The 14,052-nt window shown below is 74.0% G+C and carries 10 protein-coding genes; 5 read left to right on the forward strand and 5 right to left on the reverse strand.

The genetic code is table 11. The features are described from left to right. Positions 1 to 126: 126 nt before the first annotated feature. On the reverse strand, positions 127 to 354 hold the full coding sequence (locus IEZ07_RS23750) for a hypothetical protein (protein WP_239320347.1): 228 nt from the start codon (positions 352 to 354) through the stop codon (positions 127 to 129). A gap of 232 nt (positions 355 to 586) precedes the next feature. After that, a complete protein-coding gene (locus IEZ07_RS23755) occupies positions 587 to 1,939 on the reverse strand; it encodes a S8 family peptidase (protein ID WP_191896756.1) in 1,353 nt (450 codons plus the stop codon). A 181-nt stretch (positions 1,940 to 2,120) separates the two neighbouring features. Between IEZ07_RS23755 and IEZ07_RS23760 the strand changes: the two genes are divergently transcribed. Further along, a complete protein-coding gene (locus tag IEZ07_RS23760; protein ID WP_191896889.1) occupies positions 2,121 to 4,166 on the forward strand; it encodes a spermine/spermidine synthase domain-containing protein in 2,046 nt (681 codons plus the stop codon). Between the two features lie 133 nt (positions 4,167 to 4,299). Here IEZ07_RS23760 and IEZ07_RS23765 read toward each other — a convergent pair whose 3' ends face one another. Together IEZ07_RS23765 and IEZ07_RS23770 are read right to left on the reverse strand one after the other, a co-directional pair. Then, positions 4,300 to 5,988 carry an LCP family protein gene (locus IEZ07_RS23765; protein WP_239320378.1) on the reverse strand — a complete coding sequence of 563 codons (1,689 nt, stop codon included), beginning with the start codon at positions 5,986 to 5,988 and terminating at the stop codon, positions 4,300 to 4,302. Between the two features lie 144 nt (positions 5,989 to 6,132). Continuing rightward, positions 6,133 to 7,227 carry a neutral zinc metallopeptidase gene (locus IEZ07_RS23770; protein WP_191896758.1) on the reverse strand — a complete coding sequence of 365 codons (1,095 nt, stop codon included), beginning with the start codon at positions 7,225 to 7,227 and terminating at the stop codon, positions 6,133 to 6,135. Between the two features lie 733 nt (positions 7,228 to 7,960). Here IEZ07_RS23770 and IEZ07_RS23775 point away from each other — a divergent pair. The 3 genes from IEZ07_RS23775 to IEZ07_RS23785 all read left to right on the forward strand — a co-directional run bounded on the left by IEZ07_RS23775 (position 7,961) and on the right by IEZ07_RS23785 (position 11,012). Continuing rightward, positions 7,961 to 8,830 (forward strand): LysR family transcriptional regulator, encoded by an 870-nt coding sequence (locus IEZ07_RS23775; RefSeq protein WP_068893856.1) that lies wholly within the window; start codon positions 7,961 to 7,963, stop codon positions 8,828 to 8,830. A 94-nt stretch (positions 8,831 to 8,924) separates the two neighbouring features. After that, positions 8,925 to 9,773: a dihydropteroate synthase gene (gene folP / locus IEZ07_RS23780; RefSeq protein ID WP_191896759.1), complete on the forward strand. Its 849-nt coding sequence runs from the start codon at positions 8,925 to 8,927 to the stop codon at positions 9,771 to 9,773. 357 nt (positions 9,774 to 10,130) lie between these two features. Then, on the forward strand, positions 10,131 to 11,012 hold the full coding sequence (locus tag IEZ07_RS23785; protein WP_191896760.1) for an NAD(P)-dependent oxidoreductase: 882 nt from the start codon (positions 10,131 to 10,133) through the stop codon (positions 11,010 to 11,012). 63 nt (positions 11,013 to 11,075) lie between these two features. Here IEZ07_RS23785 and IEZ07_RS23790 read toward each other — a convergent pair whose 3' ends face one another. Further along, positions 11,076 to 12,632 (reverse strand): AfsR/SARP family transcriptional regulator, encoded by a 1,557-nt coding sequence (locus tag IEZ07_RS23790; RefSeq protein ID WP_191896761.1) that lies wholly within the window; start codon positions 12,630 to 12,632, stop codon positions 11,076 to 11,078. Positions 12,633 to 13,029: 397 nt separating this feature from the next. On the opposite strand from IEZ07_RS23790, the gene IEZ07_RS23795 reads away from it, so the two are divergent. Then, complete coding sequence (locus tag IEZ07_RS23795) at positions 13,030 to 13,692, forward strand: potassium channel family protein (RefSeq protein WP_191896762.1); 663 nt, start codon at positions 13,030 to 13,032, stop codon at positions 13,690 to 13,692. Positions 13,693 to 14,052: the final 360 nt, after the last annotated feature.

Raw genomic sequence — 14,052 nt, forward strand, 5'->3', positions numbered from 1 at the left:
CCGTCCCGTCGCGGCGGGCCGGACGTCTCACGGCCTACGGCCGCACCGCGACGTGCCGGCGGCCGGTCCACCGCCCGGCCGCGACGGACCGGCCGTGCGGGACCGGCCGTGCGGCGGTCCGCCGTCCTACCGCGGCGGGCCGTACGGTTCGATGGGCGGGTCGGAGTAGGGACCGCCCCCGGCCTCCGGATCCATCCGGCGGGCGCCGGCCTCCGTCACGCGCAAGCCGTACAGGCCCTGGGCCGGGTCGATCGCCACCAGGCCGTAGCCGGTGTCGACCTCCTCCTCCGGCAGCCCGAGCTCCTCCATGGCCTGCGCCAGCGTCGCCCCGGCCGCCAGGCGTACCGTCACCATCCGCATGAGACCACCGATCGTCGCGACGTAGGGGCCCGGCTCCGGGCCGATGTCTCCGACGCTACCGAAACGTGGGCCCGGGCGGGTCTCCGGCCCGGAGGCGAAGGCCCGCCCGGGAGCGGACCGGCCCGCGGGGCGGGAAGACCCGGCGGCGCCGCCCGCGACCGGGAGCGGCGCCGGTCCGGCCCAGAGAGCAGGTCAGGCCCCGCCTCTGCGGCCCGGAGGGCACACGTCAGGCCCTGCTCCTGCGGCGCAGTGCGGCGAGTATCCCCCGCGGGTCGACGACGCCGTAGCCGTAGTCGTGGTCGAAGCCCACCGTGCTGCGGTCGTCGGCGGTGCGGCGGAGCAGGGTGCGCAGCTGGGCGGGGGAGAGCCGGGAGGCGGGCCACTGCGTGCGGACGGCGGCCACCAGCCCGGCGGCGACCGGGCAGGCGGCCGAGGTGCCGGAGTCGGGCTGGTCGTCGCCGAACGCCTTCGAGCCGGAGAAGTGGGTGTAGGCGCACAGGTCCGGTTTGCGCCCCTCCAGGCGGCCGGGGCCCTGCGAGGAGTAGCCGACCCGCTCGCCGCCCGTGTCGACGCCGCCGACCGACAGGACGCGGGGATGGGAGTTGGCGCCGACGATCGGCCGGTCGGGGAAGGCGCACCGGCCGTCGCGGCAGTCGCGCCCGCAGTTGCCCGCCGCGAACAGCACGTCGGCGCCGGCCGCGTCCAGACTGGCCACGATCAGGTTGAACGGGTGGGCCGGGTTGTCGGAGTAGTTGCCCGGGCTGCCGACGGGGAAGTCCCAGCGGGGGGAGAACGAGCCCCAGCTGTTGCTGATCACCAGGGCCCGCGACTCCTCCGGCTGGGTCTCGAGGACCGTGCGCAGGTGGGCGAAGGCCGCGACCGCGTCCGAGAGCAGGCCGTCGATGGCCGAGCCGCCCGGCCGCCGGGAGAGCAGCACGGGGAGGTCGAGCAGCGTGGCCTTCGGGGCGGCGATGAGCGTGTCGAAGGCGCACATCGTGCCGTGGTCCACCTCGAACTCACCGGCCTTGCCCGTCACCCCGGCCGGGTTCCAGCTGCGCGCGGCGTCCAGCGTGAACTCCCGGCCGAGGTGGCGGGCGACGTGCGCGGCGTTGATCCCGGTGTCCAGCACGGCGAGCGCGACCCCCGCGCCGTCCAGCCCCTCGCCCGCGAGATCCTCCACGGCCAGCAGCCGCGCCACGTCGTGCCAGTCGCCCACCGGCGCGTCGCCGCCGCAGGTGAGGTTGGACTCGATCACCGGGTCGGCGAAGACGCCGACCACGTCGGGCCGGAGCGCCGGGAGCAGGGCCAGTCGGACCGCGGCCTCGTCGTCGGAGATCTCCCCGCGGACCAGGACCGAGGCGTCCTCGGCGGCGAGCGAGAACCGCAGCGGCTGGTTCAGCGAGAGCGGGTCGCCGCCCGCGGGCGGGACCGGGCGCGGCACCGCCACCGGTGCGAAGGAGGGGTCCAGCAGGACTCCGGGCAGGCCGTCGGCGACGTCGGCCGCGGCCGCGGTCCGGCCGGGGTCGGCCACGGCCGCGACGACGTCCGGAGAGGGGCGGAGCTGGATCAGGACCCGCATTGCACACCACCGAGGGTTGGAGGGATTTCGAGGACGGCGAACCTCCCCACGTTCCTGCATCCCCGCGGTCGCGTCCAGTCCCGCAAACCGCCCGCCACCAGCGTATGCATGCCAATCCCGGTAAATCGCCGCGGTCGGTCCTCCTTCCGCGGGAGGACCGGGATCACTACGTTTGGACGACATGACCGCCGCGGCGCAGAGCACGCCACCCCACCGTCCCGACACCCGCTCCGAGCACTGGCTGGACACCCGGCCGAGGCTGGTCGTGGCCAGCGCCTTCATGCTCTTCCTGGAGCTGGCGCTGATCAGGTGGACCGGGTCGAACATCGTCCACCTGAGCTACTTCACCAACTTCGTGCTGCTCGGCTCGTTCCTCGGCATCGGGCTGGGCTTCCTGCGGGTGGGGCGGACGGACCGGCCGCCGTACTACTCGCCGATCGCGCTGGCCGCCCTGGTGGCCGTCATCCTGCTGTTCCCGGTCACCGTGGACCGGCACACCGAGGGCGTCCTGTACTGGACCAGCCTGAGCGCGGGCGGGCCGCCGCCCTGGCTGATCCTGCCGGTGGTCTTCGTCGCCGCGGCGGTCGTGCTGATGGGCCCGGCCGAGCTGGTCGGCCGCTGCTTCCCGGAGCTGGACCGGCTGGAGGCCTACCGCTACGACCTGGTCGGCAGCCTGACCGGCATCGGCCTGTTCACCGCGCTGTCGTTCCTCGGCGCGCCCCCGGTGGTGTGGGGCGCCATCGCCGCGCTCGCCTACGCCGTCCTGCTCCGGCCGCGCGGGCTCTGGCCGCGGGTCGTGCTGGCCGTGCCGTCGCTGGTGGTCGTCGGGGCGCTGGCGGTCGAGACGCTGACCGCCGGAGCCCTGTGGTCGCCGTACTACAAGGTGACCCACAGCCGCTTCGAGCAGGAGGGCGTGCCGGTGATGGACATCCAGGTCAACGGGATCCCGCACCAGCGGGCCGTCCCGGCTGTGAACCGGCTGGAGTGGGAGCGGCAGTACGCCCTGCCGTACGAGCGGGCGGCCGGCGGGCGGCTGGACGACGTGCTGATCGTGGGCGCGGGCAGCGGCACCGACGTGGCGATCGCGCTGTCCAAGGGGGCGAAGCGGGTGGACGCGGTGGAGATCGATCCCCGGCTCCGCGAGCTGGGCGGGGCCCACCACCCGGACCGGCCCTACGCCGACCCGCGCGTCACCACCCACATCACCGACGGCCGCGCCTTCTTGGAGCAGACGGCGAAGAGGTACGACCTGATCCTGTTCGCCCTGCCCGACTCGCTCACCCTGGTCTCCGGGGCGAGCTCGCTCCGGCTGGAGAGCTACCTGTTCACCCGGGAGGCGATGGAGGCGGCCCGCGAGCACCTCAAGCCCGGCGGCGCCTTCTCGATGTACAACTACTACCGGGAGAGCTGGCTGGTGGACCGGCTCGCCTCGACCGTGCAGGCCGCCTTCGGGCACAAGCCGTGCGTGGACGTGGTGAGCACGGCCGGGCAGCAGGCGGTGATCACCGCGGGGGTCACCGAGCGGGCCCAGTCCTGCGGCGCCGAGTGGGCCGGCGCGACCGCCGCCACCCCGCCGCCCTCGGGGGACGACCGGCCCTTCCTCTACCTCAAGGACCGGACGATCCCGCAGATCTACGTCGTCACCCTGCTGCTGATCCTGATCGTCAGCCTGCTCGCGGTCCGGGTGGTCGCCGGGCCGTACCGCCGGATGCGCCCCTACGCCGACCTGTTCCTGCTCGGCGTGGCGTTCCTGCTGCTGGAGACCAAGAGCGTGACCGGGTTCGCGCTGCTGTTCGGCACCACCTGGGTGGTCAACGCGATCGTGTTCGCCGGGGTGCTGGTCGCGGTGCTGGCCGCGGTGGAGGTGACGCGCCGCTTCCGCACCCCGTCGCTGCCCGCCATGTACGGCGTGCTGCTGGCCGGGCTGGCGCTGGCCTGGCTGGTGCCGGACTCCTGGCTGCTGGGCCTGCCGGTGCCGGCGCGGGCGGTGGTCGCCGTGGTGGTGGCGTTCCTGCCGATCTTCGCGGCCAACGTGGTGTTCGCCAAGCGCTTCGCCGACTCCGCCGACGGCACGACCGCGTTCGGCGCCAACCTGCTGGGCGCGATGGTCGGCGGCTGCCTGGAGTACCTGGCGCTGGTCATCGGCTACCAGGCGCTGCTGGCCGTGGCGGGCCTGCTCTACCTGGGGGCGTTCGCGCTGCTGCCGAGGACCGCCAGGGCCGCCTGAGCGCGCCGGGCCGCCTGCTCTCGCCGGACGGCCCGGATGCGCCGGGCGACCCGGACACGACGGCCGGGCGGCGCCGTGCGTCCGGGCCCGGCCCCCGTGCGGGAGTCCGGGCCCGGGACGTACGGCGCGGCGGCTACAGGCCGCAGAGCTCGTCGAGGGACTGGGCGCTCTTGTTGGCCGTCGGGCTCTTGCTCGCCGTCGGCCTGGCGGGCGCGGTGAGCACCGGGGTGGGGGAGACGCCGGTCGCTCCGGGCGTGGCCGTCCCGCGGCCGGCCAGGGAGTTCCGGCGGGGCTGGGTCGACTGGCGCAGAGCCTTGGCGGACGCGGCGCGGATCTTCTGCCAGTCGGGGGAGCCGGTGTAGAACTCCGGCGGCACGAACTGGAGGCTGGTGATCCTCGCGTCCTTGACCTTGAGGGCCAGGTCGGTCAGGTGCTCCAGCATGTCGCGTGGGATGTTCGTCTGGGCCATCCGCTTGGCCACACCCGCGATCTTGGTGAAGTTCGTCAGGACGACGGCGGGGGTGGCCTGCTGGGCGAACGCGCCGATGACGCAGCGCTGGCGGGCCATCCGGGAGAAGTCGTCGCTGCCGACGCGCGAGCGGCCGTACCAGAGGGCCTCCTCGCCGGAGAGCGTCTGGTAGCCGGCCTTGATCGTGCCGGCGGTGCCGAACGAGCCGCCGTACTTGACGTCCTGCTCCACCTTGATCTTCAGCCCGCCGATGGCGTCGACCAGGTGGGCGAAGCCGTACATGTTGATCAGGGCGTAGTAGTCGATCTTCAGGTTGAGCGTGTAGCCGATGGCGTCCATGAGCGCCCGGGGGCCCTGGTGCTTGCGCCCCATGACCTCCGGATGGTCCTCGGCGTACTGCCAGACCTCGTTGAGCAGGCCGCCGTTGGGCAGCTCGCGCATGAAGCCGTTGGGGAACTGCTTGGCCAGCGGGCTGGTGGGCGGGAAGCGCACGTGCTGCAGGTTGCGGGGCAGGCTGAACATGACGGTGTTGCCGGTCTTGATGTGGATGCTGGCCACGTTCATGCTGTCGGTGCGGATGCCCTCCCGGTTGCCCGCGCCGTCGCCGCCGATGAGCAGGAAGTTGATCCGGTCGCGCCCGTCCCAGGGGTCCTCGGGCTTGAACGTGGGCGCGGCGGGGTCCTGCGGATCGGTCTGGAAGATGGCGTTGACGGTGTCCTTGACGGTCAGCACCGTGTTGGCGGCCAGCGCGAACGGGGCCGTGACCGCCACGCAGAGCGTGCCGATGGCAATGCCGGAGACGATCTGGCCGGTGCCGTTGAGCCTGCTGGGGCCGAGCGTGATGTAGGAGGCGAGCACCAGCAGGAACCAGCCGAGCGCGCCGAGTCCGGCCAGGCTCGCGGCCAGGCCTAGGAAGCCGTCCCGGGTGGCGAGGCCGGTGTTGCCCTCGCCGGAGAGCGTGATCGCGGTGATCAGCCCCAGGAGCAGCAGCACGCCGAAGGCACCTAGCAGGATGTAGCCGGTGCGGCGCCGCCCGGCGCGCAGGTGCGCCGCGCCGGGCAGGATCACCGAGAGCGCGGTCCAGCCGATGAGCGCCCCGGTGGTCAGCGGCCGGGCGAACCGGGGCCGCGGCGCGGGTGCGGGCGGCGGGGTCGTGGGCGGCGGGCCGGGGGGCGCGGGTGCGGAGGGCGGGTCCAGTGTAGTGGCCGTGCCGGGCGTACCGGCCGCGTCCGGCGTGTCGGGTGGGTGCCCGGCGGGCGCGCCGCCGGGGCCTGCCGCCCGGCTCGCACGTCGGCGGGGGCGGCGTTTCCCGCCCTCGCCGGTGAGATCCCCCGAGTCCTGCCCAAGGTGCATCGTCACACCGCTTCCTATGGTTTGGCCCGGTCCACCTGGCATGACAGCCGAGGTCCCCCAATTGCACAGAATTGCCCTGGATTCTAGCCCCCATATCTGGACATGACAGACAGCTGGGCAATTCCGGGTGAAGGGAGGTTTAACCTATGAGGTCGTGGAGGACGGGGCGAGCCAGGTGTTGCACTGGAAGGTCTTGTTCTTCTCGTAGCCCTGGCGGAACCAGCGGTTGTTGTTCGCCGGGGAGCCGTGGTCGCGGGGCCAGCCCGGGTGGTCGCCCACCCGCGAGTAGAAGTAGTAGAGCGTGTTGCGCCGGGCCGGGGTGACCGGGTAGCTGGCCGCCGCCGCGCGCATGAACATCCCGCCGAAGCAGGTGGCCTGGAGCTCGAACCGGCGGCTCAGCGCGAGCTTGCCGCTCCGGCTGCCCGACTCGAGCGTCTGCTGCCACCACGTGTTGGACAGGCCCGACAGCTGCTGGACGTGGTGACCGTACTCGTGGGCCATCATGCTGATGATCGCGCCGTGCCAGTCGGTGATCTGGCCGTAGCCCAGCGCGTTGCCCGACCCCCTGGCCATCGCTGTGGTGGAGGCGTAGATCGTGGTGTTGCGCGGGCAGTAGTACGGCACGATGCTCCCGGTCTGCGGGAAGTCGCCGCAGGCGCCGCGGCCCCGCCGCGACGTGATCGCGTACCCCGGGCGGTGCCAGGTGATGCCCCTGTCCTGCAGGGTCTTCGACCAGACCTTGTCCATGCACCGGGAGGTCTTGAGGATCAGTGACTTGAGCTGGCTGTGGTTGTAGATGCTCCCGGACCCCGCGGGGCAGTTCACCCGGGGCAGGCCCCGGTTCGCGTAGAGCGAGTTGTTCTTCAGGCTCGTGTTGAGGGTGCGGCGGGGCTGCGAGTTCTCCGACGGCTCCGCGGACGGCTGGGACGTGCGGGGCTCCGGTTCGTCGCTCCTGCCGTCGCCGGGCCGCTCGGTGGGCCGCTCCGTGGACCGCTCGGGCGGGGTGAAGGTGGGGATCGCGACCGGCGAGACCGAGACCGAGTCGCGGCTGCTCTTGATCAGCGCTCCGACCAGCACGAGCCCGGTGAAGGTCAGCGCGAGCAGACCGAAGACGACGCCGACCACCATCCCGGCCCCGCCCCCGCTGCGCCGCGGCGGCTGCCAGGCGGGCGGCGGGTGGGCGGGCTGCCGGTGGTGCGGGCCGGGCGGCAGGGGCGGGGGCGGCTGGCCGTACGGCATGCGCCCCTGGCCCGGCGGCGGCCCCTGGGGGTGCCCGTGGCCGGGCGGGGGTCCCTGCGGGTTTCCCGCGGGCGGGTAGGGCGCGTTCGGCGGGGGCGGATAGCCCTGCCCGGCAGGCGGGTAGGGCGCGTGGGGCGGAGGCGGATAGCCCTGTCCTGCGGGCGGGCCCTGCGGAGGAGCCTGGTACGGGTGCCCCTGCGGCGGATGAACCGGCCCGGGCCCCTGCGGCGGGTGGGCGGGCTGCCGGTGGTGCGGGCCGGGCGGCAGGGGCGGGGGCGGCTGGCCGTACGGCATGCGCCCCTGGCCCGGCGGCGGCCCCTGGGGGTGCCCGTGGTCGGGCGGGGGTCCCTGCGGGTGTCCGGCGGGCGGGTAGGGCGCGTTCGGCGGGGGCGGGTAGCCCTGCCCGGCGGGCGGGCCCTGCGGAGGAGCCGGGTACGGCCGACCCTGCGGAGGGTGGCCGGGCGGAGGCGGGGCGGGATGCGGATGCCCCTGAGGCGGCGGTGGCGGCGGAGGGTACTGCCCGCTGGCTGTCACTCTGTCTCCCCGTGTCTCCCCGTGCACCAGGGGTCCGATCGAGCCGGTCGGCCTGATGCCCTGTCGAATTTGGGGCGTAAGCATACTGATTTATCATTCGTCACGGATGTGACCGTATTCGGCTACCGTCCGAAATCATCTGAGGTGATCTCCGCGATGTGCAGGACCGGGCCGGTCGCCGTGTCCTAGCTTCGGAGCCATGAATCTGCAGCAGCTCCGCTACGTGGTCGCGACGGCGGAGCACCGCACCATGACCGATGCGGCCAGGTCGCTGTACATCGCACAACCTGCGCTTTCCCGTGCGATCAGGGATCTGGAACGCGAGCTCGGGATGACGTTGTTCGCCCGCTCCGGGCGCGGCGTGATCGTCACGGCGCAGGGGCGCCGGGTGGTCAAGCTGGCCCGGGAGGCGCTCGACGCCGTCCACGAGATCGAGGCGCTCTCCGCCCAGGGCCGGTCGCCCGAGGCGGAACTGCGCATCGCCTCCCCACCCGGCCTCGAGCCGGGGGTGGCGGGCCGCATCCTCCGCGCCTACAGCGCGGAGCACCCCAAGGTGCGCGTGCACATCGTCCGTTGCGACGGACGGGACGGCGTGGTCAGCGCCATCAGGGACCAGCGGGCCGACCTCGGCCTCACGGACCTGCCCGTCCCCGCCGACCTGATCAGCCACCCGCTGGAGCGGCAGGAGATCGTGCTGATCTCCCCGCCCGGCCTCGACCTGCCCGACCCGGTGCCGGTGCGCATGCTCGACGGCATGCCGCTGGTCCTCCCGGCCCCGGGCGGCATCCGGCGCAGGGAGTTCGACTCCCTGTTCGCCAAGTACGGCGTCGCCCCCGTGGCGGCCTTGGAGACCGACGGACGCGACGACCGGCTGGAGCCGGTCCGGGCGGGCGCGGCCTCCCTGCTCTGGTACCGCGGGACGGCCGAGCAGGCCGTCCGGGCCGGACTCGTGGTCCGGTCGCTCGATCCCTCGCTCCGCCGGGTGATCGCGCTCGTCCACGCGAGGCGGCGTCTGCCCGCCATCGCGCAGGAGTTCCTGACCGTGGCCGAGGGTGGGTCGGCCGCCTAGGAACGCCTGGCACGTCGGTTGTCAGCAGAACCCACAGAGGCGGCGCAGGTGGGAGCGCCGGCCTCTCCGGCACCGGGCGGTAGGCTCGGTCCCGATGACTATCTTGCGTCTGCGCGGCCGTGAGTTCCGGCCCGGCGAGTTCGCGATCATGGCGGTGGTCAACCGCACCCCCGACTCGTTCTTCGACAAAGGCAGGACCTACGGATTCGACGCCGCCCTGGAGGCGGTGGACCGGGCGGTCGCCGGCGGCGCCGACATCGTCGACATCGGCGGGGTCAAGGCGGGCCCCGGCGACGAGGTGGACCCGGCCGAGGAGATCCGCCGGGTGGCCGACCTGGTCGCGGCGGTCCGCGGACGCCATCCCGATCTGATCGTCAGCGTCGACACCTGGCGCGCGGAGGTCGGCGAGGTGGTGGCGCAGGCCGGCGCCGACCTGCTCAACGACACCTGGGGCGGCGTGGACCCCGCTCTCGCCGAGGTCGCCGCCGCGCACGGCATCGGCCTGGTCTGCGCGCACGCCGGGCGCGTCGCCCCGCGCACCCGCCCGCACCGCATCGCCTACGCCGACGTGGTGGCCGACGTGATCGGCTACACCGTGGACCTGGCCGAGCGGGCGGTCGCGGCCGGGGTCGCCCGCGAGTCGATCCTCATCGACCCGGCCCACGACTTCGGCAAGAACACCTACCACTCCCTGGAGGTGGGCCGCCGCCTGGACGAGATGGTCGCCACCGGCTGGCCGGTGCTCGTCGCGGTCTCCAACAAGGACTTCGTCGGCGAGACCCTGGGCGGGCTCCCGGTCGACGAGCGGCACGCCGGGACCATGGCCACCCTGGCGGTCTCCGCCTGGCAGGGCGCCCGGGTCTTCCGCGTCCACGACGCCGCCTCCGCCCGCGCCGCCCTCGCCGCCGTCACCGCGCTGCGACAGGGCTCCTGCCCCGCCTGAGAGCAACGGTCCGCCGGCGGGAGCCGGTCTGAGAGTGGTGGTCGGACGGCGGGAGTCGGCCTGGAAGCGACGGTCCGCCGGCGGGAGCCGGTCTGGGAACGACGGTCGGCCGGCCGGATCCCGTCCGGCGCGGTGGACCCGTACGGACACGTCACCGGAGGACGCGCGTGCGGGTCCGGGCGTGCCGGTAACGGGCCGGTAACCGGTCGCCGGGGGGTGCCGGAACGGAGCGGTGGGCGTCCGGTGGACGCGCCCGTGCAGGGTGGAGCCCTCGGGACCGGCCGCCTCGCCGGCCCGGTCCCGGCGAGCGCCGAGCGGCTGCTCGGCCTCCCGCGATCCACTCGAATGATTCGGAGCATGCACATGAACAGTGAGCGTCCAGCCGTCACCGTCCTGGGTCTGGGCATGATGGGCGCCGCCCTGGCCGGCGCGTTCCTCGCCGGCGGTCACCCGACGACGGTCTGGAACCGCTCCGCGGGCAGGGGCGACGACCTCGTCGCGCAGGGTGCGGTGCGCGCGGCCGCGGTCGGCGACGCGGTCGCGGCCGGGCAGGTGGTCGTCGTCTGCGTCCGCGACTACGACGCGGTACGGGAGGTCCTGGAGCCGGTGCGCGCGGCGCTGGCCGGCCGGGTGGTGGTCAACCTGACCTCCGGGACGTCGCAGGAGGCGCGCGACCTGGCCGGCTGGGCCGCCGGACACGGGATCGGCTACCTCGACGGCGCGATCATGATGACCCCGCAGGGCATCGGCACGTCCGAGGCCGTCATCCTCTACGGCGGGGAGCAGGAGCTCTTCGACGAGAGCAGGCCGGTGCTGGAACGGCTGGGCGGGGGCGCCACCTACCTGGGTCCCGACACCGGCATCCCGGCGCTGTACGACGTGGCCCTGCTGGACATCATGTGGTCGACGCTCAACGGGTTCCTGCACGCCGCGGCGCTGGTCGGCACCGAGAAGATCCCGGCGACCGCGTTCGTGCCGTTCGCCACCGGCTGGCTGGGCGGGGTGGCCTCGTTCCTGCCCCCCATGGCCGAGCAGATCGACGCGGGCGAGTACGCGGCGCACGACGCGACATTGGAGACCCACCTGTCGCCGCTCGGCCACCTGATCCACGAGAGCCGGATCCGGGGCGTCGACGCCGATGCGCCCGGCCGGACCAGGGCCATGGTCGAACGGGCGATCGACGACGGCCACGCCGCCGACGGCTACGCCCGGCTGATCGAGCAGATGCGCGAACGGTAGGACCCGTCGCCGCCGGGACGGCCGCGGGGAGGCCGGCCGGGCCGGACGGTCCCTCCCCCGGGTTCAACGGCTCAGCGGTTCCGGCGGCCGCACGGCCGCCCGCAGCAGCCCGCGCAGGTGGCCGCGCCGGTCGCCGGGCGGGCCGTGCGGCTCCACCGCGCCGGTGAGCCACAGGAAGTCGAGCAGCTGGTCCACCGCCGTGTCGGAGAGCCGGTCCAGCGTGAGCACGGCGGAGTCGGACCCTCCGCCGCCCCAGCAGGGCCTGCGGTCCAGCAGGTCCGCGCGGGCGGCGGCGACGACCAGCACGGGGACCGGATCGGAACCCGCGGCCAGTCCGTCCACGAACTCCAGCAGGGCGTCCGGCCCCCGGTGCAGATCATCGATGACCAGGACCAGCGGAAGGTCCAGCGGGTGGCCGGCGAGGAACTCCTTCCACACCGCCGCCATGCGGGCGGCGTCCTGGGCGCCGTCCACCGCCAGCATCCCCTCGAGGCGGGTGAGCTCCGAGGTCGGCAGCCGGGGGGCGCCGCCCAGGCTCTGGATCGTGACGCCGGTGGCCGGGCACCGGCTCACCAGATAGCGGGCGCTCTGCGTCCGGCTGACGAGCCGGCGCTCGACCTCGATCAGGAAGCGGGTCTTGCCGAGGCCGGGCCCGCCCAGCACCGTCACCAGGTGCGGCCTGCGCCGGTGCCGGACCCGCTCCAGCATCCCCTGGACGACGGCCAGCTCGTACTCGCGGTCCACGATGGGCAGCGAGTGCCCGGTCAGGCACTCCTCCACGGAGGCCGTGCCGTCCCGGGAGGCGCCCGCCGCCCCGGCCGCCTCGACCGGAGCGGGGAGCCCGGCTGCCGCGGCCGGGCGGAGGGCGGGATCGTGGTTGAGGATCGCCCGCTGCAGCGCCCGCAGCTCGTGGCCGGGATCGACGCCCAGATCCTCGACCAGCGCGGTGCGTGTCCGCTCGTACGTCTCCAGGGCGTCCGCCTGGCGCCCGCACCGGTAGAGGGCGAGCATGAGGTGGCCGCATGACCTCTCGCGCAGCGGCTCGCTCCGCACCGCGGCCTCGAGTTCGCGCACCACCTCGTGATGCCGGCCGCAGGCCAGCGCCGCCTCGAAGTAGTCCTCCGTCGCGTCGAGCCGGGCGTTCTCCACCGCCGCCAGCTCCGGCCAGGAGACGCCGGTCTCGGCCAGGTCGGCGAGCGCGGGGCCGCGCCACAGGCCGAGCGCCTCCCGGAGGTCCGCGGCGGCCTGGGCGTACTCGCCCCGGGCGAGCCGGGCACGGCCCTGGGCGACCAGCCGCTCGAACACGTGGAGATCGACCTGCTCGGGATCGACCGTGAGCATGTATCCGGGAGGACGGGTGACCAGCACCGCCCCGCCCGCCGCCCGCCCGTCGCCGGCCAGGGTCCCGCGCAGGCCCGAGACGGCGTTCTGCAGGATCTTGCGCGCCGAGGGCGGAGCCTGTCCCGCAGGCCAGAGCGCGTCCAGCAGTCTGCTCGTCGCCACCGTCCGGTTGGCGTGCAGCAGGAGCAGGGCGAGCGCCGACTTCTGCCTGGCCCCGCCGAGCGCGGCCGCCCGCTCTCCGTTCCGGACCTCCAGCGGGCCCAGCATGCGGAAACGCATCACACCTGTCCGCGATCAGGGGCCGTCATGCCTTGATCGTACCTGTCGGTCCGGATCCGGGGGTTCCGCGATGCGTCCGGATCGTGCGGGTGCCGGCCCGGCGGACGCCCCGGAGCGAGACGCCCCGGGACCGCCGGGGCCGCGTGGGACCCCGTCCACGCCGTCACCGGCGCACCGGTCCGGCGGGCCGACTTCTCCGGCGGCCCCGGGGAACGTACTCCGTACGGGCGCACCCCGTACGGGACGGTTCCGGGGTTCGCTACGGTGGGCGTGTCCACGGGCCCGCCTCCGCCCCGGCGGGAGCCGCCGGCCGCGCACCCGTGCCCGCCGGTCCGGGCAGGGCGTGCCCGCGCCCCGTGACGCCATCCCCGCGGTGAACCCCAGGAGAGGACGATCGTTGCCTGACACGAGGAACGACCCGGTCGTGGTGATCGGGCTCGGCCGGTTCGGCAGTTCGCTGGCGGCGGAGCTGGTGCGGCGGGGCACCGAGGTGCTGGCGATCGACAGCCGGCCGAAGGTGGTGCAGAGCATGTCGGGCAGGCTCACCCACGTCGTCGCCGCCGACTCCACCGACCTGGAGGCGCTGCGCCAGCTCGGCGTGCCCGACTTCTACCGGGCCGTGGTCGCCATCGGCACCGACCTGGAGTCCAGCATCCTGACCACCTCCCTGCTGGTGGAGCTGGAGATCGAGGACATCTGGGCCAAGGCGATCAGCCGTGACCACGGGCGCATCCTGGAACGGGTCGGCGCCCACCACGTGATCCTCCCCGAGCACGACATGGGGGAGCGGGTGGCGCACCTGCTCAACGGGCGGATGCTCGACTACATGGAGGTCGACGCCAACTACGCGCTGGTCAAGACCCGCCCGCCGAGGGACTACACCGGCGTGCCGCTCGGGGAGACCAACCTGCGCCGCAAGTACGGCGTGACGGTGGTCTGCGTCAAGGGCGAGCACGAGGAGTTCACCTACGCCGGCTCCGACACGGTCCTCGGCTACGGCGACGTGATCATCATCGCCGGGAAGATCGAGGACGTGGAGCGGTTCGCCGAGCTTCCCTGAGGCGGCCGGGGGCGGCTCCACCGGGCGGAAGCGGGGCCCGGTGGGGAGCGGGCGCGGGAGAGGCGGCCGGAACGGAAGCGGGCCGCCCGCCTGGGGGGATAGGCGGGCGGCCCGATCACGAGGCGGGGGGACGCCTCGGCGATGGTGGCTCCGGCCCCTCTCGCGGGCTCTCCCGGAGGGAGGGGGTGCACCCATAGTGGACCGCCCGGCCGTTTACCGCAAGATCCTGACTCGGGTGAATCGATTTGTTATGGACGCCTTCCCGGCCGGTCGTGGCTCGCCGGGAGGAAGCGGACCGGCACCGCCTTCCGCCGGTCGGCCGGGAGTGCGTCGAGCACCGCGCCGGGAGGGGGTCAGGGC

It is taken from the genome of Planomonospora parontospora, from assembly GCA_014647935.1.
GTDB classification, from domain to species: domain Bacteria; phylum Actinomycetota; class Actinomycetes; order Streptosporangiales; family Streptosporangiaceae; genus Planomonospora; species Planomonospora parontospora.

Coding starts and splice junctions, on each gene's coding strand:
- IEZ07_RS23750 (WP_239320347.1), bottom strand. CDS start 354: ATGGTGACGGTACGCCTGGCGGCCGGGGCGACGCTGGCGCAGGCCATG.
- IEZ07_RS23755 (WP_191896756.1), bottom strand. CDS start 1,939: ATGCGGGTCCTGATCCAGCTCCGCCCCTCTCCGGACGTCGTCGCGGCC.
- IEZ07_RS23760 (WP_191896889.1), top strand. CDS start 2,121: ATGACCGCCGCGGCGCAGAGCACGCCACCCCACCGTCCCGACACCCGC.
- IEZ07_RS23765 (WP_239320378.1), bottom strand. CDS start 5,988: ATGCACCTTGGGCAGGACTCGGGGGATCTCACCGGCGAGGGCGGGAAA.
- IEZ07_RS23770 (WP_191896758.1), bottom strand. CDS start 7,227: ATGCCGTACGGCCAGCCGCCCCCGCCCCTGCCGCCCGGCCCGCACCAC.
- IEZ07_RS23775 (WP_068893856.1), top strand. CDS start 7,961: ATGAATCTGCAGCAGCTCCGCTACGTGGTCGCGACGGCGGAGCACCGC.
- folP (WP_191896759.1), top strand. CDS start 8,925: ATGACTATCTTGCGTCTGCGCGGCCGTGAGTTCCGGCCCGGCGAGTTC.
- IEZ07_RS23785 (WP_191896760.1), top strand. CDS start 10,131: ATGCACATGAACAGTGAGCGTCCAGCCGTCACCGTCCTGGGTCTGGGC.
- IEZ07_RS23790 (WP_191896761.1), bottom strand. CDS start 12,632: ATGCGTTTCCGCATGCTGGGCCCGCTGGAGGTCCGGAACGGAGAGCGG.